The 26,072-nt window shown below is 45.7% G+C and carries 16 protein-coding genes and 1 pseudogene; 1 reads left to right on the top strand and 16 read right to left on the bottom strand.

Features of this window, described 5'->3' with window-relative positions:
- Window positions 1-100: 100 nt before the first annotated feature.
- The 13 genes and pseudogenes from T487_RS0114730 to T487_RS0114670 form a co-directional block, all read right to left on the bottom strand.
- Window positions 101-1,309 (bottom strand): type II secretion system F family protein, encoded by a 1,209-nt coding sequence (locus T487_RS0114730; protein ID WP_031577899.1) that lies wholly within the window; start codon window positions 1,307-1,309, stop codon window positions 101-103.
- 27 nt (window positions 1,310-1,336) lie between these two features.
- Window positions 1,337-2,395, bottom strand: a complete 1,059-nt coding sequence (locus tag T487_RS0114725; protein ID WP_031577898.1) for a type IV pilus twitching motility protein PilT — start codon at window positions 2,393-2,395, stop codon at window positions 1,337-1,339.
- A 107-nt stretch (window positions 2,396-2,502) separates the two neighbouring features.
- The gene (locus T487_RS0114720) at window positions 2,503-4,182 is read right to left on the bottom strand and encodes a GspE/PulE family protein (RefSeq protein ID WP_031577896.1); all 1,680 of its coding nucleotides are present in this window, start codon (window positions 4,180-4,182) and stop codon (window positions 2,503-2,505) included.
- 112 nt (window positions 4,183-4,294) lie between these two features.
- Complete coding sequence (locus tag T487_RS16120; protein ID WP_051651759.1) at window positions 4,295-5,437, bottom strand: LysM peptidoglycan-binding domain-containing protein; 1,143 nt, start codon at window positions 5,435-5,437, stop codon at window positions 4,295-4,297.
- Window positions 5,424-6,014, bottom strand: coding sequence for a PilN domain-containing protein (locus tag T487_RS0114710; RefSeq protein ID WP_031577895.1), 591 nt, complete (start codon window positions 6,012-6,014; stop codon window positions 5,424-5,426). The genes T487_RS16120 and T487_RS0114710 overlap by 14 nt, the downstream gene beginning before the upstream one ends.
- Window positions 6,015-6,023: 9 nt before the next feature.
- Window positions 6,024-7,070 carry a pilus assembly protein PilM gene (pilM, locus tag T487_RS0114705; protein ID WP_031577894.1) on the bottom strand — a complete coding sequence of 349 codons (1,047 nt, stop codon included), beginning with the start codon at window positions 7,068-7,070 and terminating at the stop codon, window positions 6,024-6,026.
- A gap of 16 nt (window positions 7,071-7,086) precedes the next feature.
- Window positions 7,087-7,857 carry a prepilin peptidase gene (locus T487_RS0114700; protein ID WP_031577893.1) on the bottom strand — a complete coding sequence of 257 codons (771 nt, stop codon included), beginning with the start codon at window positions 7,855-7,857 and terminating at the stop codon, window positions 7,087-7,089.
- 527 nt (window positions 7,858-8,384) lie between these two features.
- Entirely contained in the window at window positions 8,385-10,703 is a 2,319-nt protein-coding gene (locus T487_RS0114695) for a GGDEF domain-containing phosphodiesterase (protein ID WP_031577892.1), read from the bottom strand.
- A 212-nt stretch (window positions 10,704-10,915) separates the two neighbouring features.
- A complete protein-coding gene (locus T487_RS16115) occupies window positions 10,916-13,306 on the bottom strand; it encodes a diguanylate cyclase (protein ID WP_051651758.1) in 2,391 nt (796 codons plus the stop codon).
- Window positions 13,307-15,595 (bottom strand): putative bifunctional diguanylate cyclase/phosphodiesterase, encoded by a 2,289-nt coding sequence (locus T487_RS0114685; RefSeq protein ID WP_031577890.1) that lies wholly within the window; start codon window positions 15,593-15,595, stop codon window positions 13,307-13,309. It lies immediately after the preceding gene.
- Between the two features lie 128 nt (window positions 15,596-15,723).
- Window positions 15,724-18,012: a putative bifunctional diguanylate cyclase/phosphodiesterase gene (locus T487_RS0114680; RefSeq protein ID WP_031577889.1), complete on the bottom strand. Its 2,289-nt coding sequence runs from the start codon at window positions 18,010-18,012 to the stop codon at window positions 15,724-15,726.
- Between the two features lie 157 nt (window positions 18,013-18,169).
- The gene (locus T487_RS0114675; protein WP_031577888.1) at window positions 18,170-18,835 is read right to left on the bottom strand and encodes a DUF3159 domain-containing protein; all 666 of its coding nucleotides are present in this window, start codon (window positions 18,833-18,835) and stop codon (window positions 18,170-18,172) included.
- An 18-nt stretch (window positions 18,836-18,853) separates the two neighbouring features.
- A pseudogene (locus tag T487_RS0114670) lies at window positions 18,854-19,219 on the bottom strand (DUF1475 family protein); the annotation flags it as partial.
- A 155-nt stretch (window positions 19,220-19,374) separates the two neighbouring features.
- Here T487_RS0114670 and T487_RS0114665 point away from each other — a divergent pair.
- Window positions 19,375-20,079, top strand: coding sequence for a pseudouridine synthase (locus T487_RS0114665; protein WP_051651757.1), 705 nt, complete (start codon window positions 19,375-19,377; stop codon window positions 20,077-20,079).
- Window positions 20,080-20,152: 73 nt separating this feature from the next.
- Here T487_RS0114665 and T487_RS0114660 read toward each other — a convergent pair whose 3' ends face one another.
- The 3 genes from T487_RS0114660 to T487_RS0114650 form a co-directional block, all read right to left on the bottom strand.
- Window positions 20,153-21,259: a M20/M25/M40 family metallo-hydrolase gene (locus T487_RS0114660; protein ID WP_031577885.1), complete on the bottom strand. Its 1,107-nt coding sequence runs from the start codon at window positions 21,257-21,259 to the stop codon at window positions 20,153-20,155.
- Window positions 21,260-21,347: 88 nt separating this feature from the next.
- Complete coding sequence (locus T487_RS0114655; protein ID WP_031577884.1) at window positions 21,348-22,877, bottom strand: AbgT family transporter; 1,530 nt, start codon at window positions 22,875-22,877, stop codon at window positions 21,348-21,350.
- Window positions 22,878-23,301: 424 nt separating this feature from the next.
- On the bottom strand, window positions 23,302-25,557 hold the full coding sequence (locus tag T487_RS0114650; protein ID WP_031577883.1) for a putative bifunctional diguanylate cyclase/phosphodiesterase: 2,256 nt from the start codon (window positions 25,555-25,557) through the stop codon (window positions 23,302-23,304).
- Between the last annotated feature and the right edge of the window lie 515 nt (window positions 25,558-26,072).

Raw genomic sequence — 26,072 nt, 5'->3', positions numbered from 1 at the left:
TTTCTCCTTTTTATAATAAATTTTATATTAATGATTCCTGCTACTCCCTTTCGTCATGAACCACCCCTTTCAATATACTTACCAAATTTCAAAATCTATGTTAAACAGTGTTCACCATTTCAAACATTGGTAAGGCCATGGCAATCACGATAAATCCAATGATTACAGCCATAAACACAATGAGCAATGGTTCCATCAGTTTTAACAACCGATCAATGGCATCTTCCAGCTCCTGTTCATAAAAGTCTGCACTTTTGTCCAGCATCTGGTCAAGACTTCCAGACTCTTCCCCAATCTGGATCATAGATACCACCATAGGTCCAAATGTAGGTGTTCTTTTTAAGGAACTCCCAAGGGTTTCTCCTTTTTCCACTTCTGTGGCAATATAGTTGATTCTTTCTTCCGTCACAACATTTCCAGTGACACTTCCTGCAAGCTTTAATGCTTCAATAAGAGGTATACCACTCTTTAATAGTGACCCTAAAGTTCTTGTGAACCTAGCCGTGACAATCTTATCGATGGATCCCTTCACGATAGGAAGTTTGAACTTCAGTTCATCAAATCTGTATCTGCCAGTTGGACTGCTGATATAGGCACTGGCTAAATAAGCAAACAATACAATTGCACCAATAAAGAGATACCAGTAATTTTTGATGGCATCTGAAAGCCCCATGAGAATTCTTGTTGGAAGTGGGAGTTCCACACCCGAACCTGTAAACATACCGGTAAAGGTTGGTAATATCACTGTAATAAGGAAAATTACAACCACAATTGACAAAACAGACAATACTAAGGGATAAATCATGGCACCTTTGATTCTCGAATTGATCTTCGATTCCTTCTCATAATGAATGGCGAGCCGTTCCATGATGTTGTCAAGATTACCTGAAGTTTCTCCAGACTCAATCATGTTCACCATGAGAGATGGAAAAATCTTCGGATGATTTTTCACAGCGGTAGATACTTGAGAACCTTTCTGCACTTCTGTGTAGACATCTTCTAAAGCTTCTCTGAGCTTCTTGTTCTCTGTCTGTCTATAGAGAATATCAAGTCCTGATGCTACAGGTACACCTGCTTTCAGAAGCGTTCCAAACTGCTTGCAGAAGACAGAAATCTGCTTTGCCGTCACCTTTCCACCAAAGCTTAAGGATTCCCCTGCAGACTTTTTCTCCACATCTTCCTTTACCTGTATGAGGTACAGCCCTTTGTCTCTGATTTTCTCCTGCACTTCTTCTATTGTTCCTGCAGTCATGACTTCATTAATTTCTTGACCATCGGGCTGAATCGCCTTATATCTGTAGAGCGCCATTACATCACCCCCTTCATCTTCGTTATTTTAGCTCTGAGCCAGATTTCTTTTCACCGTTTCCAGATCCACACAGTATTTTAGAAGATTTTCTCTGGAAATGACGCCTTGCTTATATAGGTTTACCAAAGATTTATCCATGCTTTCCATGCCAAGGCTTGCCCCGGTCTGAATGCTGGACTGAATTTGATGGGTCTTACCTTCCCGGATGAGATTCCGGATGGCAGGTGTGGCCACCATGATCTCTAAAGCCGGAACTCTGCCCTTCTTATTCGCTGTCTGAATCAGCTGCTGAGAGATGATTCCTTCGACCACGCTTGCCAGCTGCACTCTGATCTGGTGCTGCTGATAAGGTGGAAACACGTCAATGATACGGTCAATGGTCTTGGCGGCGCCAATGGTATGTAAGGTGGCCAAAACCAGATGCCCTGTTTCTGCTGCAGTTAGCGCTGTACTTATTGTTTCCAGGTCTCTCATTTCTCCCACCAGGATCACATCTGGATCCTGACGAAGAGCAGCTCGTAAACTGTTGGAGAAGCTTTTGGAGTCGGCACCAATTTCTCTTTGATTGATCATACTCTGGTTGTGCTTATGAAGATACTCAATGGGGTCTTCAAGGGTGATGATGTGCTCTTTTCTTGTTTTATTGATGTAGTTGATCATGGCTGCAAGAGAAGTACTTTTACCGCTTCCTGTGGGTCCTGTGACCAGGATGATCCCTCTTCTCTTATTGGCCAAGGTATGGAGAATGTCTGGAAGCTGAAGCTGCTCTATGGTAGGCACTTCTGTGGGAATGGATCTTAATGCCATGGCCATACTGTTTCGCTGCTTGTAGACGTTGACTCTGAATCTCCCAAGACCACTATAGGTATAGGAAAGATCCACTTCCCCTTGCTCCTTGAACACTTCTTTATGATTTCCCGAAAGCACCTGATTGCAAAGAAACTCTGTATCTTCCGGCAGTAGCTTCGGGTAGTCCAGTTCTGTCAGGTCTCCATGGACTCTTGCAGTGGGTTTTATTCCTACTGTGATATGAAGATCTGAAGCGCCAAGCTCCATCACTTGTTTTAACATGACATTAATATCCATCTTGCACCTTCACCGAGTCTTCACCCGATGCTCCTTTCCTTCCTAGAGTAGAATTCCATCCGTTAGGATCCATGTTTCGATCAGCCATTTCTCAGACTGATCGCTTCCTATGCTTCTGTACTGTAGGTGATTTTCAGCATTTCATCCATGGTGATGATCCCTTTCAGAAGCAGCTCACGGCAAGCATCCTTTAAGGTGTGCATTCCAGATGAAATGGCTTTATCTTTAATTTCATCAATACTATGACCCTCGTTGATCATATTACGGATCTCTCTATCCACCACCATGACTTCATGAACTGCCGTACGGCCTGAAGTTCCGGTACCGTTACACTTGGTGCATCCTTCTCCGCGGTACACCTGAGTCTTTTCTGGAATCCCCACAAGAAGTGCGTTTTTATCGTCAATCTCGTAGGAGATCTTGCAGTGAGTACAGATCCTCTTCACTAGTCTCTGGGCTACAATGCCCACCACAGAGGAAGAGATTAGATACGGGTCAATACCCATGTTCACCAGTCTTGTAATGGTGCTGGCCGTATCATTGGTATGGATGGTACTCAGTACCAGGTGCCCTGTGATGGCCGCACGGATGGCAATGTTCACCGTTTCCGGGTCTCTAATTTCTCCTACCATGATGATGTCCGGGTCCTGCCTTAGAATGGATCTTAGCCCTGTGGCAAAGGTGAGGTCCGCTTTGGGGTTCACCTGCACCTGGTTGATGCCATCTAAAGAGTATTCCACTGGATCTTCTACAGTGACGATGTTTTTGTCCGGCTGGTTCATTTCCGCCAGCACCGTATAAAGGGTGGTGGATTTACCGCTGCCTGTGGGTCCTGTGATGAGTATGATCCCATTGGGGTTTCTCATGACCTGATTGAAGAGAGTTAGATTGTTTTCTGTGAAGCCCAGCTCTTCTTTGGTCATCATGAAACTGGTTCGGTCCAGAATTCTGATAACGACTTTTTCACCAAAGACCGTGGGCAGAACTGAAATACGCATATCTACCACACGGCCGTCAATGGCTTTTTCCATACGTCCGTCCTGGGGTTTTCGTCTTTCAGAAATGTCCATTTTACCCATGATCTTGATTCTGGTCACAATGGCTGCGTGAGCAGCTTTTGAGGGCCTCATGACCTCAATAAGGTCTCCATCCACTCTGCAACGGACCTTCAGTTTCTTTTCAAAGGGCTCTATATGGATGTCACTGGCTCTTAATTTTACCGCCTGGCTGATGATGGAGTTGATGAGGCGCACCACGGGTGCATTGTTGATGTCATTGAGCATCTCCTCATCCATGCCTTCCAGTTCGCCTTCGTCAAATTCTTTACGGAACTCTTCAATGGCTTTCTCTGCATCTTCTTTCTCATAGAAAAAGTCGATGGCGTCCAGTATGGCATGTTTTCCAGCAATGACCGGCTTGACCTCAAGCTTTGTGGCCAGTTTCACATCATCTATAGCCAAAAGATCCAGCGGATCATTCATGGCTAGGGTCAGCGTTTCGTCCACAATGGATACCGGAATGACTGTATGTCTTTTGGCAAGATTTGCGGTGATAAGCTTTGGTGCATCAGATTCAATGGAGAATCTGTCAAGATCCACATAGGGCACGCCCAGCTGAAATTCCAGCACTTCAAAAAACTCACGTTCTGTCAGATATTTCTCTTCAATTAGTATTTCTCCAAGTTTTTTCTTGGTGATCTTCTGTTTTTCCAGCACCGCATTCAGATTATTTTCACTGATGAGTCCCAGATCAATGAGAAGATCCCCCAGTTTTCTTTTGGTGGCCATTTTAACACCTCGTTACCCTGCACCGTCATTATCTTAGAATTACGTAATTTAATCATCAAAACGATCTGCTTCTTCCCTCTCCCTATGATTTTAGCGGTGAAGGATAAAGAATCTATTTTCCATAATAAGGCAGCTTGATGATGGTGCCGCTCTGAAGATCGTAAGGACTTGTAATGTTATTCAGTGCCATGATGTCTTCTACAGGTTCTTTGGACTGGTAGAATTCCATGGCAATGCTGAATAGCGTATCCCCTGGTTTCACCAGATAAGTGGCCGGTTCATCATCTGAAGGTGTCCCTTGAGAACCTGTTCCCGTACCTGTACCACCTGTAGAACCAGTACCGCCCGTAGATCCAGTTGTTCCAGAGCCGCCTGTGGATCCAGTGGACCCTGTGGATCCAGTGGACCCTGTGCCTCCGGTAGACCCTGTAGTTCCAGAACCGGAACCTCCGCCAGAAACAATCTGCCCACCGGTTGAATCCTCTTCCCTTTCCACAAAGAAAGGTGGAATGGAAAGTCCTCCGTCATCATACGTAAAGAGACTGTCTGTATTCTGCTGGGCCTTATTGTAGTCTGGAATGGTGCTGTACCATGGATTCTCATAGTCCTGAGGAACGGTGAAGAACTCTATGGCAATATTCCCCTGATAAAGAGGCGTTTCATAATAACCAGACTGCACCCACTGGCTGCTGGTGGAGTATGCCCGTTCAGGCATTGATTTATAGGTGACATCCAGAGTATTGATTCGGATCATTTCCCCATACTGCTCCACTCTTCGGATGAGATCCATGAAGCTTACATAGGTGCCAGAAAAAGGAAAGGTTACAATGCTGCTCTCTATGACAGACTGCTGCCCTTCTTCACTGATGAACTCTGTTGAGGGCTGATTTCCTGTGAAAGAAAGGCTCTCCACCTCCAGATTCTCATCGATGATTTCCGTCTCCATGACTTTGATGAAATGCTCCTGATTGGTGGTGGCAAAATACTGCTTTTTATAGGCATCCAAAGAAATTGCGGTTTCGTTCAGTTTCGTAAGAAGACCTTCCTTCTGGTTGATCACAGCAAGACGCTGGGTGTATTCACTCTCCAGGGTCTGATTCTCCGTTTCCAGCACGGCGATTTCTTCCATGGTGGGAAGAAGAATAAAGGTATAGAACCCATAAATCACTGCTGCGAATCCAAGAACAATGAGAAGGACCGTTTCTCTTGTGGTAAACTGTTTTCCTGGACTTTTCTTTCTTTTATCCTTCGCCATTGACATCATCCTCCCCTTCCAGCGGCTCTTCCGGCTGCCTGAATGTGAAGCCTAAGGTAAAGCTGTAATACTCGTCATCCAGCTTCTGGATGGTTGGAATGAACTGTCCGTCAAAACGTTCATTGCCACGAAGATTATGCTCAAATTTCGCAATTAGATCATAATTGATGGAAGAACCAGAAATGTTCACACCCTCTCTTGTGAAGGTGATGGCCTGGATGGCTACGGCGTCAGGCTTTGCTAAAGAGATTTCCTTCAGCAGCAAGCTGTTTATGACTCTGGAGGCAAGGACTTCATCATGGACCTTTTCAATGTCCATCTTTTCTTTCTCCATCTCCGCCAGCTGTCCCTGAAGAGACTGGGCCTCCTCATAGGCCTTTTTATGGTTTGGATCGTTCAGCTGCCCCTGAAGCATGGCGTTTTCATCCTTTAGAGCGCTGAACTGGTGAATATAATAAAATGAAATAAGACCAAGTACTGCAAACAGCAGGATGGCAGATAAAAGTATATAGGTGGAAGAGGAAGTTTTTTTCTTCCGGCTCACCACGAGTTCATCAAAAAAATTAAAGTCTTTCATCCACGTCACCTACCTTCTGATTAAGGATGCTGCGGTATTAAGAAACAGCGGCAATGGAAAATAAGCACAATCCTTATGCAGCTCCACATTCTCGATCTCCTTGATGATTTCAGCGGAAACTCCTGTGAGATCTGAGAAGTGCTTTTCGATATTCGGAATGAGCGTCCCGCCGCCATAAAGGAAAATATGGTCAATTCTGCGGTTCATTTCACGGCTGGTATAGAATTTGAACATTTGCTCCAAGGAACCAATCCATTTCCTGATATAGTCTAAAGACTCATCACTCTCCAGAATCTTGTCCTCATATGCACCATTAATGTTCTGGATTCCACCTTCAATGGTACGGGTGAACTTCAGAATGCCCTTTTCCAGAATGTGCAGCTTGATACTGGCATCTCCGATGTCAATGTAAGCATAGGTTTCCTTTTCCAGGTCTCTGACCCTTCCGTTGATTTTCAGATTCCGGTCAAAGAGTTTGGAAATGGCGTTGGACGTAAGGTCCAGCGCAAAAGGCTCTTTGCCAAGTTCCTGGACAAACCCATGATAAAACTGTCCTTCCTTCTTTGGAAGTGCTGCCACGATGAGCTTATACTTATCCAGTTCTCCTACCTTCACCTCTTCCACCACTTTGAAATCGATGAGATACTGCTTCGGATCGATGGGGAGAAACTCCTGAAGCTCGTAACTGACAATGCCTTTCAGCTTGTCCTCCTCCACCTTGGGCAGCACCATTTCTCTGGATACCACAGACCGGTCCCCCACAGTGATGATGACTTCCTCCGCTTTGATCTTCTTCTGTCTGAGCTTTTCACTGATTTCTTTTAGAAGCGCCGCTCTGTCAAACTCCGGTGTATAGGTTTTGTCCATATCCGAATAGGTGGAAGTTTCCGGCAATCTGCCTTTCGGGGTTCTCAATGAAAAGGTGTCTTTAATGAGGAGGCTTTCCCCGCCAGTACCGCCACGCTTTTTCTTTCCAGCGGAAGTGCCCACCAGCACTTTGGTCAAACCAGCGCCCACCTCTATGACAATTCTTTCTTTATCTCCACTGCTAAACATAGATCTCTGCCCCCTTTTATCCAATATTCAAGTACCACGATAGAATCGGTTCACCATAAAAAATCACCAGCAGCGCTGACGCGCAGATGAAAGGTCCAAATGGAATGTAGTCTTTCCGTTTCTTGATCTTCAGTAGAAGTAGGAGCGATGATAGAAATCCGCCTAATACGAAAGAGAGAAACATGAGAAGCAGCGTGTTTGCTGTTCCAAAAAGAAACCCAAGTGCTGCCATGAGCTTGATATCCCCTCCGCCCATGGCTCCTTTTGTCACCACCGCGATGAAAAGGAAAAACCCGCCTCCGAGAACCATGCCATAGAGAGGATTCAATAAATCCCTGAAGGCTGCGTTTCCGAGATACACTTCCAATAGAAGGAAGATCAGCGCTGTGAGAAATATCCCCACATTCAGCCGGTCTGGAATGATGGTGTGGTCATAGTCGATGAGTGCAACAGGAAGAAGGAGCGCAATGACCAGAAGATACTTCAGTCCTTCCAAGCTGACGCCAAACTTTATCACCGTCACAAGAAAGAGCAGTCCAGTAAGCATTTCCACCAGAGGATACCGGATGGAAATTGCGGTTTTACAGGTTCTGCATTTCCCCCCAAGAAATAGGTAGCTCACTACCGGAACCAGATCATAGGCCTTCAGCCTTGTATTGCAGGACGGACAGTGGGATGGAGGAAAACTTAAGGATTCCTCCCGGGGTACTCTGTACACCACCACATTGAGAAAAGATCCGATGAGTGTGCCTAAGATGAAAGTATAAACAAGTATCAATGGATGCATGGCGCCCTCCTGCTAAATCTGTTCTTTTGTCCCTGCTTCTTTCGTAAAAATGCGGAAGCAGATTTAATCTTTCTAAAAATCAACAGAAACTCTTTGAGAATTCTGAAGAAAAAAATTATTGAACATCTCTGTATGTTCTTCTTCTAAACAAATCCACTCAGCACATTTAGAAACTATCCTACGAAAATAATCGTCTATTCCTCTTCTCTATGCGCTTCATGGATATCTTTATCTATGGATTTATGCCGTTTATGTGGTTTATTACTCTTCCAGTGAATTATATATTGATTATACCATTGTATCAGAATCATTATCAACAGAACGTTCATTATTTTAGCGGAAAATCGAATAAAAACCGGAATTCATATTCAATGATTTTTAATTATATACAACTCTTGTAACCTCATTAGCTACTTATCAGGAATCATCACGAAATATGACGATTTCAAAGTGGTATCACCCAATGAAGACTGTTCACAGGTTCTTTCACATCTTTAGTCTGCGCTTTAGATATGAACATTCCTATTTTAGCTTTCCTGACTGGCTGTTCCATGATAGATCCTGTTTTTCTCCATGACCTTCGGCCATAGGACGAAAGGGCTCGCAATGAGCAGAAGATTTGCCTCCTCCTCTTCCAGCGGCGAACTCAACAGATACCCCTGGACCAGATCGCAGGAATGCTTAGCGAGGTAATCCAGCTGACCTTCTTCCTCCACACCTTCTGCCACCACCTGAAGACCCATGCCTTTTGCCATGTTGATGATGTCCTTGGTGATGAGGGTGGAAGGGTCTCCTTTGGACAGAGGACCAATGAAGAGCTTGTCAATTTTCAGCATATCCACACGAAGTCCTTTCAGATGATGTAGAGAGGAAGATCCTACACCGAAGTTGTCCAGAGAAATAAGAACCCCCTTCTCCCGAAGCACCTGAAGCTTCTCGTTTAAGGTATCCACATGGTCCACCAGGGAATTCTCACTGATTTCAAACATAAGGCTGCTACCGTCCACCTGCTCTTTTTCCATGGTTTTCAGCGTATCATCCAGAAACTCCTCACTGAGGATCTGAAGACCAGAAATATTCACTGAGACTCTGATATGGCCATAGCCTTTGTCTTTCAGTTTTTTTGCATATCGGCAAGCCTTTGTCAGGATGATTTTACCGATGGGCAAAATGAGATCCTTCTTTTCCGCAATCTCAATAAACTTCACCGGAGGAATCTCGCCGTACTTCTTGGAGACGAATCTCGACAAAGCCTCAAAGGCCACAATGGATCCATCTTCCATGGATACCAGAGGCTGGAATACCAGATAAAAAGAGGTCATGTAATCATCAGCAATGACGCTTCTCAGTTCCTGCTCCACCACTTCCTCCATCTGAAGTTTTCTTCCGGAAAGCTCAGAGAAGAAGGCATAGTTCACCTTATCTGCTTTGCTGATGGTGGAAAGAGCCACAGAAGCTTCTTTCAGAATTCGGTCCAGACTTCTTTGGGCGTTATCTTGCTTGATCTCTGTGATGCCGAATTTCACCTTCAGGATGTCGATACCCTTGGTGGTTCTTACAGGAAGCTCCATGACCTTGGTGATTTCCTTTGTGAGGGCCACCAGCTCATTTTTAGACTCATAGTCTTCCACTAGCACCAGGAACCGGTCTTCTGTATAGCTGAAGACCTGCACAGAGAATCTGCATTCTTCGGTGATCCGCTTCACCATGACTTTCACCAAATCTTTCAGGTGCTCATTGCCGTATTCATGATGAAGATTCTTATACTCCAAAGACTGTATTAATACCACTGCCTGCTTCTTCGGCTCTTCCCCCATCCGTCTTTCCTCCAGAATCTCCCGTAAAAGCCTCTGGTTCGGCAGCTCTGACGCTTCATCAAAGTACGCAGCTTCCAGAAGCTCCTTGTTCTTTCTCTGGGTAGACAGAAGAAGGAAAATAATACCAGCATAAAGGGACACTAAAATCACGATGCCCGCGTAGGAGACTCTGTCTATGAGTCTTCTGGTGGAGGTGAAGTCTTCTCCCACCATGAGGGTCCCAATTCTTTCCTCTTCATGATAGATGGGGACATAGGTCTGGTAGACTTCCCGATCCTCTACGTTAAAAAGTTTACCGCTTTCTATATTTCTCTCTAGGAGTTCCAACACCTCTGGATCTGTGACCACCTTGGACACATTGTCCGGATCGGTGCTTGCCACCACGCTATGGGAGGGATCGATGAAGCAGAGGCAAGTGAGGGCATTGCTCTTCTTGATTTCCCCAAACGCTTCCATGAGGGCAAAACTGCTGATGAACTCATTGATGGATTCCGCAGATACCCCCACCTGGAAAAACCCGCCATCCTGGAGGCGGAAGTACCCAAATTTAAAATCCAGTCCGGATATGGTGTCGGTTCTGATCTCTTCCACATAGCTTCGTTCACTGCTCTTATAGAAGCTGTACACCGGATGCCCCTCGTAGATTGTCCATCCAATGTTTTCAGGAATCGTGGAGGCAATAATGACGCCTTCCGAGTTATAAAGATCGATGGTATCCACCTTAAGATCTTCGGCAAGTTCTGTCAGATTCTCCTCCACAAGGCCCCCATGGATGAGAAGGGTCTCTCCGGCAATCTCAATCTTTTCATTCAGAAGAGTGATGAGCGCATCCCTGGCCGCGATGTTCTTGGACACACTATAGGAATAGGCTTTTGCGGTATTCACCGAGCTTTTCATTTTCTCTTGGAACGCATACCGCTCTATACTGCTCAGCATGAGATATCCCAGAAACAGGAAGATCCCCGTGAGCACCAGTGAAGAGAGTAAAAACAGCTTAATATGGGTTTTTGAAATCTTGCTTCGTATCATCAGGTTCCAGCTCCTTTCCCTACAGCTTTCCAGTTTTTCGCACTTACAGGTATTTTATCATAGTATGCTAGGAAATTGATATGGTTTTTATCTTAGAAGAACTCACTTGAGAAAAGCTTCTTAAGAAAAGCAGAGTGAAAAATAGTAAAGTGCCCCAATGAAAAGAAGCAGCGCTTTACCCTAAAAAGGACTGTGCACTGCTTCTATTTCCATCAGACTGCTTCTTTTAAAGCGTTCACAACCTTCGGGTCCAGAGTCTCCCCTTTTTCCTGGTCCAGGTGATGAAGCGCTTCTTCTATAGAGATGGGCTTTCCATAACTGATGCCCGTGAGCCTGTCAAACTTCTCTGCTACGGCGATGATTCGAGAAATAAGAGGAATCTCCTCTCCGGTGAGCCCTTTGGGATAGCCTGTGCCGTTCCATTTCTCATGATGGGACAGGACAGCTTTTGCGATGTCAGCGGTCTCCTCAAAGGAGTTCAGGATTCTGTAGCCGATGACCGCATGGTCCTTTCGGGTGGGATAGAAGCCCAGTTCCCCTTTATTTTTTCCAAGAAGTGTGGGAATTTTCCCCACGTCATGTAGATAGGCCGCATCCTCCAGAGCTTTCAGCTCATCCGGCTTCAGCTGGAGCGTTTCGCCAATGGCTCTGGCATACTTTCTTGTGTTTTCCGCATGGGCTCTTTCTTTGGGATAGTTCATGAGCTCCGAAATGAGATAAGACAGCTGCCTTTTTCCTTCCATTTTTGCCCGCAGCGTCTTTTCCCGGTACATATTCTTCTCCGCATCACTCAGCACTTCCTCCAGGGTCATAAGATCGTCCGCTTTCACCGAAAGCCCCAAGGAAATGCTGCCCCGGACGCCTTGGAAATCTTCCATCTCCACAGCCTTCTGAATCCTGTTCATGACGACCCTTGCGTCTTCTTCCCGTGTATTTCTCAGGAAGAGATAAAACTCATCTCCCCCTACCCGAAAGACCAGATCCTCCTCCCGGATGCTGTGCTTGATCACCTCTGCGATGCGCTTAAGGAACTGATCTCCCCGCTGATGACCGAAGATATCATTGGAAAGCTTCAGACCATTGACATCCCCCACCACCACACTCATGGGGTAGTTCTCCTCCTCTTCCAGATCCGGATATACCTTATCCAGATACGCCCGGTTGTAGAGTCCTGTCAGTGGATCATGATAGGTGAGATAGAGCACTTCTTCTTCCTGCTTCTTTCTTTCTGTGATGTCAGAAAAGGTAATCACCGCACCAATGATCTTGCCGTCTCTTATTTGGGGATGGGCAGAGTACTGCACAGAGAATGAAGTGCCGTCTTTTCTGAGGAACACCTCATCCTCGCAGGTGACGGTTTCCCCCTTGGGAATGGCATCATAGATTCTGCATTCCTCTTCAGGATACACCGTACCATCCTTACGTTTATGATGAATCATCTCATGACAGTTTTTACCGATGAGATCTGACACCTTCTCATACCCTAAAATGGACAGGGCACTCTGGTTGATGAAGGTGAAGTTTCCTTCCGTGTCCATGCCGTAGATGCCGTCGGCTGAAGAGTTTAATATGAGAGTCAGTTTCTCCTTGTTCTCCAGAAGGTCTGAATTTATATCCCGGAGAGCCAGAGTGAACTCACGGCGGTCTTTTGCGTTCCATACACCAATCATAAGAAGGGAAAGCTCTTCTGCATCCGTTTTAGTATACCCCTTGGGATTGTTCGCAACACCCACCACGGCCACCACCTGGTCTTCCAGAATCACGGGCACAGTCATGAGGTTGAAGTATTCTTCCTCCACCATATTCCTCGCAGTACGTTTTTCTCGGTTGAAGATGTGGGCTTCTTTGGTTCTCACAGACTGACTCCAAAGCCCCATATTCTCCAGGCGGTAGTTCTGTTTATAGGTCCTTCTTTTGGAGGATACTTTCCCTTTCACCGCAAAATTCTCCAAGGAGAAAAACTTTTCCTTTTCATCAAAGAGATAAATATAGCCATAATCAGACCCTGTAAGCTCCAGCGCCTGATAGAGCACATAGTCAAGCTGCTCATGGGAGGAGTCAAAGTCTTTGGCAAAGGCGCTGACAAGGATCTCATTTCGCCGGATGATCCTTGCAAGCTCTTTCTCATAGGCTATGTCTTCTGTGATGTCCTCCGCATTGATGCCGATACCCGCCTTTTGACCTGGAAGCCTCACAGGAAACTTCCTTATCCTGTAGACCCTCTCCTTGGCATAAACCACTTCCTCCAGGGAAGTGCCCGTGGTAAGGACATGGTCATCCATTCTTTCCAGAGCTTCTGCCAGGTCATTTCTCTGAAGCTCCCAATCTGTTTTACCGATGAAGTCTTCTTTCTCCTTTCCATGAAGAAGGAGAAATGCCCGGTTCACCATAAAATACCTCTTCTCTTCGTCTTTAAAGGTTAAAAACCGGTGATCGGCTTCAAAAAAATCCAGCGCCAGATTCACATACTCTGTGCATTCTTTTCTTCTGCCCCGGAAACGCATGGTGTGAAAAACCAGAATACCCAAGGCAGCGGCGATCATGATCACCATCACTTCCATGGGCATCACCTGATTTGTGATACTGAGGAGACTCATTTTCATTTACACTCTATCCTTCCCACTTCTCATTTTAAAATTCCTCCAATACTGGATCAGCTCCCCTTCAGGAAGCGGTTTGCTGTAGTAATACCCCTGAATGAACTCACAGCCTTCTCTTTGAAGATAAGAAAGCTCCTCTTCCGTTTCCACACCTTCTGCCACCGTATAGAGTCCATAGCGGTGCACCATTCTGATGATGTCCGAGGTGATGAGCTCCTCTTCCGGAAGATGAGTGATTCTACTGATAAAATAGCGGTCGATTTTGACGCCATCTACATGGAGCTCTTTCAGCCGCGCAAAGGAGGAATACCCTGTGCCGAAGTCGTCGATGGAAATGGTCATGCCCATTTCCCGCAAAGTCTTCAGCTTCTCATTGATGATGTCGTAATTGCCTAAAAATACCGATTCTGTAATCTCCAGAGAAAGAGAACCCGCTGAAACATCGTTCTCTTTCAGCACCTCCCGGACTTGCCGGATAAAGTCATCTTCCAGAATCTGAAGACCAGACAGATTCACAGAGATCTTCAAAGAAATGCCCTGCTGCTTTAGTGTGTTTGAGAAGGCGCAGGCTTTTTCAAGAATCCTCATGCCCAATGGACCGATGAGTCCATTTTTCTCCGCCACATCGATGAATTCCAGTGGTGACACGTCTCCTAGAGAAGGACTCTTCATTCTAGCCAGCGCTTCCACTGAAGAGATTTCGCTGCCATGTTTCCCGATGATGGGCTGATACAGAAGATAGACCGATTCCTCGTCCTTTTTCTTCAGCACCTGTCTCAGCTCTGCCTCCAGTTTGGTTTCCCGGTCCACTTTCCGCTCCATGTCCTGATCAAAAAAGCTGAAATATAGACTCTGATGAAGCTTTGCATGATTCAGGGCAATGAGCGCATCCTTCAGCACTTTACCAGGTGTGGTGCTTTGGTCTTTGATCTCCACAACGCCAAACCGCAATGTGCTGTATCGGGACTCCTGCTCCGACTCTCCAGAAGGAGAAATCGTGGCAAGGTTTGCCAGCAGTTCTATCAGTTCCTCCGGACTCTCATAGTTTTTTACAAGAATCAGAAACTTCTCATCAGAGTGCTTGAAAAACGAAAGATTCTCCCCTTCCAAATGGCTGAATTCTCTCCCCATTTCTTCCAATAGGCGCTCTCCCTGTTCATGCCCACGTGCCATGCTGATTTTGGAGAACCTGGGCAGCTGAACCAGAATCACAGCAAGTTTTTCTTTTCTCTTGGATATGAGGAGATACTCCAATTCGCTGCGGAAATATTTGAGGTTCGGAAGTTTTGTCACCTCGTCCTCATAGGCCATGGTATGGAGCCTGGCACTTTTGTAATGATACAGATACAGCATCAGAATGGCTGCAAGATAGATCATCACAAAGACCACGGTGAAAATCCGGTTGAGTTTTTCGATCTCTTTGATGGTTCTTTCCAGTGAAAGCCCAATGACAAGTCTGCCTGCTTCCACGCCTTCCATGAGGACAGGCTCCTCCAGCTCATAAATAGCGTCCACAGGGGCTGCCTGAATCTGACCTCCGCGCAGTGAATCGATGAGGCTGTTTTTCTGCTCTTTTTTAGGAAGATAGCTGCCGGACGCTCTGCCGGTGCTGCTGCCTAGGACAATCCGGTTCTGGTCTATGTAGGTCACATAGGAAACATCCTCATCATCCTTCATTTCATTCAACATACGGTCCAGTTCAAATCCCGTAAGAAGTCCTTCCAGATGCTTTGCGCTGATCCCCACCTGAATGACCCTTCCATCTTCCAGTCTCTGGTATCCATAGAGCACCAGTTGGCTGCTGATGGTATTTTCTCTCAGAGGGTCCACGTGAAAGGAAAGACTGGACGAGATGAACTGCTGTACCGGATGACCCTTTGGCGCAATCCACCCCAGATAAGAACTGATGCTGGAATAGAGAATCTCCCCTTTAGGGCTGTAGACATCAATCTCATCCACATCAATTTCCCTGGCGATCTTTCTCAGATCCTCATTGGAAAAGTCACCTGAAAGGGTGGAAACAAGGTCCACTCCGTAGCGCAGCTTCTCGTTTATGAGCGCGCGCACTGCAGAGCTGGCCTCCACAGTTTTCCGGAGGCTATGGGTATAGCCCCTCGCAAGATTTTGCGCATTGGCCTTCAGGTCAGAGACAAAATAGTCTTCGATGCCTCTGGACATGATGATAAGACCAAGACAAAGAACCACCGTCACCAAGAACATGGATCCCTTGGCCAGCTCCTTTACTTCTCTTGGTTTTTTCAGCATTCGTTTCATCTGTCTGCCAAATCTCATGGGTCTTTATCCTCTTCTCTTTCCCTGATTCTTTCCATCTCAGGCATTTCTACCAGATATCAGCACTGCTTTTTTTGAAGTACTGTAGTTTTTATAAACTTCCCATCTTTTTCTGATGATTCTTCTTTTTATTCCACTGTATCATACCGCTTCGTATTTGAAGAAGTCTTTCTTTCATCAAATTCCTCCACAAAAAGCATCGCTTTCTCTGGTGACAGAGGTTTTGCGTAAAAATAGCCTTGAAGAGCGTCGCATCCGAAATGGATGAGATTTTTCCGCTGATGGTCTTCCTCCACCCCTTCTGCCACCACCAGGAGCCCCAGGCGATGTGCCATGGTAATCATGTCGCTGACAAGGGTTTCTTCTTTCTCCTCTTTGATCCTCCTGATGAACGCCTGATCAATTTTTATGGTGTCCAGATGAAGCTCCTGAAGCCTCATGAAAGAGGAGTATCCTGTGCCAAAATCGTCCAGGGCTACACGAATACCAGAACTTCTCAGCTTTTTGAGTTTTTCGTTCAGGTGCTGGAAATTATCCAGAAGCACCGATTCTGTGATTTCCACCTCCAGCATCTGTGGACGGATTCCTTCGGACTTGAGCTTTTTTAACAGTCCCTCACTGAAGTCCTCTTGAAGAAACTGATGTCCGGATATATTCACCGCCACCCTCAAGTGGCCTTTTCCCTGACGCCGCAGCTCCTTCATAAACTCCAGTGCGCAGTCGAGAATACAGTCACTGAGCTTTTGTATGAGCTGATTCTTTTCAGCAATCAAAATAAACTCCATGGGGGACACGGGTCCAAAACTTTTAGAATTCATTCTGGCAAGGGCCTCAAAGGCAACAACCTCTTCCTCGGTCCCGGAGAGGATGGGCTGAAAGGCCAGGTACAGGGTACTCTTGTCTTTCTTCTCGATGGCCTCCCGCATTTCATTTAAGAGGATCTCCTCCCGCTGAAAAATATCGATCATCTCTTTTTCATAGAGCATCTCCTGGAGTTCTTTCTTTCTTCCTTCTTCCAGAGCCACCGTGGCGTACTTCAGAAGCTCTGTGATCTTCTCTCCTTTGCCTGTGGTGAGCGCTCCGCCTACGGAGACCTGTATGGGTAAATCCAGATCTTTTATTCTCAGCGGCTCTTCGAATAAATCAAGCACTTTCTTCACCATCCAGTCATAGGTGATCTTCTGATCGAAGTCCTTGCATAGAAGGATAAACCGGTCCATAGAAAATCGGAAGAGTAAGAGATTTTTCTTCTGAAGCTTCTGGAGCCTTTTGGACACTTCCTGCAAAATGAGGTCTCCAAACTCATACCCGTACGCCACATTGAAATGTTTGAAGTTCAGGATGTTCACCAGCATGAGCGTGCCTTGAAAGGTCCCTTCTTCATGCCTTGCGCTCCATTCCTGAAGGTATTCCCGGTTGGGCAGGTCCGTCAGGCTGTCATAAAAGGCGATACGCCGGAGTTTTCTGTTTTTCTCATAGGATACCCGGATGCTGTATAAAAGAACTGAAAATACCAAAACCAGGACCAGCAGTCCATAGGTGGTCACAGTGCGGATGGTGGACAGGGTTTCTTCCATGGTGTAGGAAACCGCCAGGGTATCTCCGCTTTCCACATCTTCCAATCGGAGAAACACCTTGTATATCAGGTCCTCCCCTTCCGAAAGTACAGCGCCATATTCTTTTTCTCCTTTCAGGGATTCTCTGATTTCTTTGAGATCTTTTTCTGTCATATTGAGACGCTTGTCCTCCTTGGTGCTGGCAAGGACAGAAAGATCTTCTGAAAGAAGACTGATGGAGAGTGCATCCTGATTTTCCTTCATCTCTTTCAGTAAATAATCCACCTCATACTGGGCCAGAAAGGACTGAACCCGGTCCGCATTAAGCCCCACCTGAATGAGGCCTCCGGTGGGCACCTTCAGATACCCGTACTTATAGTAGTTTCCAGTGATGACATCCTGACGCAGATCTTCCACGAAATACAAGGCCTCACTTTTTAAAAAGAGATCGATGGGATGTCCCTCATAAATCTTCCAGCCCACCACTTCGGGCAGATTGGAATAAAGAAGCACCCCTTCCTCATCGTAATAGTCCAGTTCATCGATATCGAGATCTTCCGCCATCTGTTTCAGAAGATCATTGGAAAGTTCTTCCTCCCTATTGGCGGCCATACTGGAGGATATTCTTATTTTCTCCTCCAGAAGATCTTCAATGATCTCTTCTGCCTCATTGAATTTTTTTAGGCTCTGACCATAGCTTCTTGCAACTTTCAGCGCTTCCTCTTTTTTCAGCTCATAATAATGCTGACGTATTCCAGACATCATAAAAAAGCTGGTCACGAGAAAAATTCCGCAGAGTAAAATCAGCGGAATTAGATACGGCTTCAAGTCCGGTGTTTCCAGCTTTCTATTGTTTTTCATATGCATACTCCCTGACGCCCAAAGAAATACATGGATACTTATTTTCATTTTTCCCATTATATCACAGGTATTCCTATATTACAGCAGATATCGTTCTACAGAAATCTACATGTAGAGTGCCGGAGTTCGAGATTTTTTTCAACTTATAAAGAAAGAACTAAAATCCTTTCTTCTGTCCTTTCCAGGGACGTGGCGCATTTGCGAGGTATTCATCCACCGAGGGACCCGCGAGTTTTTTCAGGCGAAAGATGCCATACACATAGCTGAGGACCAGAATGATTATGGTGGCTGGAGTGCCCATGAGAAAACTCACAAAAAACAGACGGTTTAGATCTCCGCCTCGAAAGAGATTCCACTGGACAAGAAGCCTTATGAGCAGCAGCACCGACCAGATGAGGGTCACTTCTCTGTAAGCGGGTTTCACGTCTTTTCTCAGAAACCATCCCATGGGCCACCCTCTGGAGAGATGACTGAGAAGTGCAGCCAAAGGACGTCCGAATACGATGGATCCGAAAGAAACGAGAACAAGGAGTGTTCCATTAAAGAGCTTTGGAAGATAATAGTTTTCTGCACTCCCTGATAAAGCCGCATAACCTGCAGCAAAAATCACACCTAAAACGCCCAGCAGTGCATAAAAGCTTTTCTGCTTTCTTAAAATGCGGTACCCCGTCAGAAGAAGAGAGGCCATCACCGCCACCAGTGCGCTGCTGGTAAGACCTAAAGGAGACTGGAGAAAGACAAACAAAAGCGAAGGAAGAAGCGCATCCAGCGTATTTCCTTTGAGGACCATTTTCAGTTCAGACAGTATTTCTTGATACCACATGGAAGCACCCCCTAATTCTTATGGTCTGTACTTGGACAGAACCTGATCTTTTTTGGTGCCAAAGACGAAGCTCATGAGATCTCCTTTGGACTGGTAAGCGGCGATGAGCATATAAAGACTTGCGGTGAAAAAGCCTAGAATCATCAGAAGAAGAACCCAGAGGACCTTCGGAAGAATCCCCGATTCTCTATAAACAATCCAAACCGCAAAAAGAATAAATCCGGTGTAGAGATCCACTAAAGACACAATGCCCCAGGGATTTTGCATCAGTTTGCCCCCGTCTTCAAAAAAATCTCCTTGGGTGAAGCCGTAGAAAAGCACCGCCGTCATGGCCAGAACCCCGAGAAAAGAGATGATTTTAACCCATTTCATCTGAAACACACTCCTTTTTCTTTCATTCTAACACAGTCTGAAATAGTATATGGATTTTATGCAATTTATACTAACAAATATCACATAATGCAATACAAACATCCCTGTAAAGCTTTTATACTAACACATCCTGTGCTAGTATAAGGAAGGTGAAGGAGGTGCTTCCTGTGCGTATCAACAAGCTCTTATCCAATTACGGCTACTGCTCCAGAAAAGAAGTGAATCAGCACATCAGAGAAGGCGCGATTCTGGTCAACGGCGTTCCCGCCTTTGAAGGACAATGGGTGACAGAAGAAGACAGCATCCTTTTTTTAGGAGAACCGGTGAAGAAGAAACCATCCATCTATTATCTGTACCATAAACCTCCCGGGGTCATCTGCACCCTGGAGAAAGAGGAAAAAAATGGACTTGCCTCAAGGCTTCCCCTTTCCCAGTATGCTTTTCCTGTGGGGAGGCTCGATAAAGATTCTGAAGGTCTTCTTCTATTCACAAACGACGGGGACCTGGCTCAGAAGCTGCTTCACGGTGAAGGCCAAGTGGAAAAAGAGTACCATGTTACAGTAAAATCCCCCATCTCCGATGACATTCTCAGAAAGATGTCAGAGGGTGTAGACATTGGCATCGGCATCACAAAACCCTGTCAGGTGAAAAGACTGGATGAATACAGCTATTCCATCATTCTCACAGAAGGAATGAACCGGCAGATCCGACGGATGGCAGGACATTTCGGTCATGAAGTGATTTTTCTCAAGAGGATCCGGATCCTCAGCCTTACTTTATCAGATCTGAAACCTGATGAGATGAGAGCCCTGACGAAAAATGAAGTGAAAGACCTCTATTTGTCCACCGATGCTCTTCCTATAGAAGAATAATCAAAAGAAAACCTTAAGAAAAACTGCAGTCTGGAAGTGCTCCGGACTGCAGTTTTTTAGGTCTCATTCATTTTTATGCTTTTTTCATCAATTCCAGAACAATTCTTGCAGTATCTTCCAGATCCTTAATATGCAGATGCTCTTCCAACGTGTGAGGCTTTCTTTCACCAATGCCCAGGTTTACGGCATAAATACCATTCTGGTTCAGGATGTTGGTGTCGCTGCCACCACCGGAGGTGGTGGTTCTGGTCTTTATGGACAGTTCTTTGCAGGCTTCTTCCACCATCTTTACCGCCTCATGGTCTACGGGGATGGAGAATGCGCCATAAGCGTTTTCCACAGAAGTGAGGACTTCTCCACCAAACTTCTTGGCCGCTTCTACGCAGCAGGCCACCATATGATCACTCTGAACCTTCAGCTTCTCATCACTGAGGCTTCTGGCCTCTGCAAAGAACTTCACTTCCTTGGTGACGATGTTGGTGGGACCGCCTCCCAGGATGGCGCCGATGTTTGCCGTAGTCTCTTCATCGATGCGGAGAAGCTTCATATTGGAAATGGCTTCTGCTGCCATCATCACTGCGCTGATGCCCTGCTCTGGCGCAACGCCTGCGTGGGCCTCTCTTCCAATAAAGGTCACATCAATCTTATTCTGTGCAGGTCCTTGCACGATGATGTCTCCAGGGTCTCCACCGCTGTCCAGAACAAAGCCCAGCTTGGACTTCAGGTTTGAGTAGTTCAGGTTCTTCGCACCAAAGAGTCCGCCCTCTTCAAAAATCGTGAAGATCACTTCGATGTCTCCGTGGGGAAGGCCTTCCTCTTTCAATACGGTGAGCGCTTCCATCACCGCAGCGATGCCCGCTTTGTCATCTCCACCTAAGATGGTGGTGCCGTCACTCCAGATGGTTCCATCCTTGATCACAGGCTTGATGCCTCTGCCTGGGGACACGGTGTCCATATGGGCGCTGAACAGAATGCTTCTTCTTTCCTTGTCTCCAGAAAGCTTTGCAATGAGGTTTCCGGAGTTTGAACCGGTTTTTTCTCCGGCATCGTCCATGGTCACCTCAAGACCAAGAGCGGTGAGCTCTTCCATGAGCACAAGCGCAAAGTCTCTTTCCTCTTTGGTGGGGCTGTCGATTCTCACATACTTCAGAAATCTTTCCAGAAGTCTTTCCTTATTCATTCTCTACCTCCATGTGTTTTTCTTTATTTTACCAGAATCCATGTTGAAAAAAATAGAGCTTACTGTTACATAAGCTCTATGGTTTGTTTTATACGAATAGTCCTGCTCCAGGTCCCAGTGGCAGATTCAATGCATACCAGAGGATCATAAGAGCTGTCCATCCAGCAAGGAATACCAGGGAGTATGGAAGCATGGTGGAGATGATGGTACCAATACCGCTCTTCTTGTCATATCTCTTGGCAAATACCACGATCATGGCAAAGTAGCTCATGAGCGGGGAGATGATGTTTGTGGAAGAGTCTCCGATTCTATATGCGGCCTGGGTCAGCTCTGGGCTGAGTCCAAGTCTCATCATCATAGGCACGAAAATCGGTGCCATGATGGCCCACTTCGCGGAAGCAGATCCCATGAAGAGATTGATGAAAGCAGAAATCAGTATGAAACCAAGAATCAGTGGAAGACCTGTGAAGCCGATGCTTTCGAGGAATTCCGCACCACTGACAGAAAGGATCAGTCCAAGATTGGACTTACCGAAGTACGCAACGAACTGAGCTGCAAAGAATGCAAGAACCAGATATCCGCCCATGGATTTCATCGCATCTGTCATGGCTTCTACGAGATCATTGGAATTCTTGATCTTGCCCACGGTTTTTCCATAGACATATCCTGGAATGGCAAATACCAGAAGAATCATAAAGATGAGGCCATTGTTCAGGAACTCATTGATGTTGAGGTCTCCTGCAGCGTCCACAGACTTCAGCATAGCGTTTTGTGGCACAGTGAGAACCAGCATTACGACGGCGAAAATCACAAGGGAAATCAGTGCGTTCTTCAGACCCTTATTTTCTACTTCTGTAAGCTTTTCCTGGCTAGGTACATAGTCTCCATCATACACACCCAGGTTCTTTTCTACGACCTTTTCGGTCACCAGAGTACCTAGAATGGTCAGTACAAAGGTGGAAACGATCATGAAGTAGTAGTTTGCTGTGGTCAGTACTTCGTAGGTTTCACCAGCACTGGCAAGAGCCGCATTGGTGATACCGCCAAGAAGCGGATCCAGAGTTCCGATGAGAAGGTTTGCGGAGAATCCGGCAGATACACCAGCAAATGCTGCTGCAAGACCTGCGATCGGATGTCTTCCAGCCCCTGCGAACATGATGGCACCCAGTGGAATTACCACAACATATCCAGCATCAGAAGCTACATTGGACATGATACCCGCAAATACGATGACCGCGGTGAGTAGTCTTGGATTCACATTCAGAAGCAGCTTCTTCAGGCTGGCATTGATCAGGCCAGACCATTCCGCTACACCCACACCCAGCATCGCAACCAGTACGGTACCCAGTGGAGCAAATCCAGTAAAGTTCTTTGTAGCACTGTTGAAGATATAACGAAGACCAGAAGCGGAGAGCATATTCTCAGCCATTATGGTGACGTCTTTTCCTTCCCGCGCATCAAAGTACGTAACAGTTGTTCCGATTTTGGAAACAATAAATGAAATGATGACGATAGCAACGCTCAGAAGAACGAAAAGGACCGCCGGATGTGGCAGGGCATTTCCGATTTTCTCGATCTTATTCAAGATCCCATTGCTCTTTTTGTTTTCTTTAGCCATAGTTACCTCCCTAAGGTTTTATTGACTTCGCCATTATAGCATCATGAAAACCTTTAACGCAACGAATTTTAAAATGTATAAGTATGTAATAAGTTTTTTTCGTAATTTTTTTGAATTTAATACGTTTTCGTTTCTATAATTTCGGGTTTATTGTTAAAAAATTCATTGACAATCTTATTTCTGTTATTTTTTAGGTGTTCACTTCGCTGTTACAGCAAAATCTTAAATGGTATTATACATGAAAATCCATAGAGTCTCAAAATCCATCACGGATTTTCTAAATGCTTCATGGATTCAGTGTATTCTAAAAATGCCCTTTGCATCAGTACGCATGTTTTTGTATAAAACACAAAATTAATACAAAATAAATACAAAAAAAGAAAAGACCGTCCTATCGACCTTTACGGTCCGACAGAGCGGTCTTCTACTTCGCTGCGGTGGCCCGCAGCATATCGATGGCACTATTCTCCGGTAAGGGTCTGCTGAAATAGTACCCTTGCATCACTTCGCATCCATGCCGGAGCAGGTACTCCCTTTGAATCCCAGTCTCCACTCCTTCTGCAATGACCTGAAGCCCCAGCTTGTGGGCCATGGAGATGATGTCATTGGTAAGGAGATTTTTCTCAGTACCCTTCACGATCTTCATAATAAAGTGTCTGTCGATCTTCACGATGTCGATGTTCAGTTCACCAATACTGGCCAGAGAGGAAAATCCCGTCCCGAAATCATCCATGGAGACTTCGATGCCCATGGCTCTCAGCTTCTCCAGGACATTGTTGATCATGGCGTAGTTCTCCAGAAGGATGGTTTCCGTAATTTCCAGCTCCAGGTTTCTTGTCTCAATACCAGTTCTATGGACGATGTCCGCCACGGTGTCGATGAAATCGTCCATGAGCAGCTGGATGCCTGAAACATTCACAGCCACGCGGATATCTTTAAAACCCATGCTCACAAGCTTTCTTGTGAAGATGCAGGCTTTTTCCAAAATAGCGGTACCCAGAGGCAGAATCAGCTGCTTCTTCTCTGCAATGTCAATGAATTCTGACGGCGAGACAAAGCCAAGCTTTTTGGAGTTCATTCTGGCCAGTGCTTCAAATCCTACAATTTCATTGGTTCTGGCATTGATTTTGGGCTGGTACTCCAGATGGACAATCTCGTCATGGATGTTCTTGTAAGAGCGTATGAGCTCCAGCTCAATGACCTCTTCCCGCTCCACTTTGGTGCGCATCTCCGCATTGAAGATCATATGGTCTGTGACGCCGTTGGCAAGATACGTGATGGTGATGCTGGCATCTTTCATCAGATCGTCCACATTGCGGTACCTGTCTGAAATTTCAACGATTCCGATTTCCGGGCGGATCTGCTTGTTTCTTTTGAGATATTCAAAGGGCCTGTCAAAGACCGAGGTAATGATCTTGCTTACTTTTTCCAAATCTTTGGCATCCTGATAGTTTTCCACATAGAACACAAAACGGTCTGCGGTGAACCTGAAGAGCATGCCCTTTTTCCCCAAAGCTTTTTCCAGCCGGTCTGCGATTTCTTTGATGATGAGATCTCCCACCTCAAACCCCAGAGCGATGTTGATGGTTCTGAAGTTTCTCATGTTGATGAGAAAAATCGCTTTGTTCTTGATCTTTCTCTGGCCGATCTTGGAAGAAAGGTATTCCTTCATATAAGAATCATTGGGAAGATCCGTCAAGGAATCATAATAAGCGAGCTTCAGCTGACTGGCGCTCTTGTTGTAGGTGATGACGATGAGAACGCCCATGACCACAATGACGCTGAAAAGAACCCAGACTCCTTTGCCAATGACGCCAAAAGCCGCAGCAAGGAAGGTCTCCGTATTCTGTCCCACGGCTAAGGTGCCGATTTTCTCTCCTTCCACATAGACGGGCACAAACACCTGGTAAGCATTTTTCCCTTCCATATCGGAGATCACATCGTACTCCTGATTGAGATACATGGCCTGGAGGACATTTTTATCAGAAATGCTGTCTCCCACCCGGTCCTTCAAGGTGGATTCCAGAATCACATTGTTATTGTCGATGAAATGGGCAAAGTCCACACTGTAGGCTTCCCCGATTTCTCCCAGAAGCTTTTCCATCTCAAAGTCATTGAGAAACCCCTGAATGCTTTCCGCCAGAATCCCCACCTGGTAAAACCGGCCGTCCGGCAGCTTCACATAGGCATACTTATAGAGGGCTCCGCTGGATGAATCCATCCGGATGTCTTCGATGGAGAAGGCATCTCCACTGGTGATGAAGCTGTGGATGGGATGTCCAGGCTCTGCCTGCCATCCTGGCGCTCCTCCGGTGCTGTCAAAAAGAAGAACGCCATCGGGTGAGAAAGCATAGATCACATCCACATTGAGCTCTTTTACGTAGCTTACCAGAATGTCATTGGAAAGGCTCCCTGTTTTCTGACCAAGGACTGTCCCCGCAAAGGTCAACCGGTCATCCATCAGTGTATACAAAAGAGTCTTCGCCTTCTCCGACTTGTGGAGATTCTGCGAATAGACTCTAGCCACATTAAGCGCATCTGCTTTTATGTAATTATAATTGTCTTTGATCCAGCTGACCATGGCGCTGTATACAATATAAGAAAACGCCATTGTGATGACCAGGAATGGAATCACAAAATATTTCAATTCAACGGTCTTGGATTTCATTCTTTTCTTCATTAAAAACTCCAATGCGCCATTTACCTTTTGTTCAAAAAGCGCTGATCTTTTCCATTTTTCATGGAAAGATCTCTACTTTACTCTCTATCGGCAGTACGCTGTGTATTTTAACCCCAGTAGTCATAATATGTTGAATTTTGATGGTTCCATTCTATGGATTCATAAAATCTATCCGAATCTTTTAGGTGTTTTTTTGAAACTTTCTGATTCGGATGGATATTTCACATTTCATTCACATAAGATTTGTAAATGTGATAATGTGTTATGAATTAGATATCAAAACATTTCACGGACTCATTATACAATACTTCGTATTTGAACAAAAGCAAAAATCAGCAACCTTTGAATCTGCTGTGAAAAAAACTGTACTTGAATCCCTCATAAACAGCGGTTTTTTTATGATTAAAGGAGAACCCTCAGGGAGGCTGATGAACTCCTGTCTCCACAGAAGCGTCTAAGTAGAAACTGGTCCTTTTTTTCAAACACATCTCAGTTCTTCTATGATAAAATAGGTT

It is taken from the genome of Proteiniclasticum ruminis DSM 24773, from assembly GCF_000701905.1.
In the GTDB taxonomy this organism is placed as follows: domain Bacteria; phylum Bacillota; class Clostridia; order Clostridiales; family Clostridiaceae; genus Proteiniclasticum; species Proteiniclasticum ruminis.
This window is presented reverse-complemented; position numbering and strand designations above follow the sequence as displayed.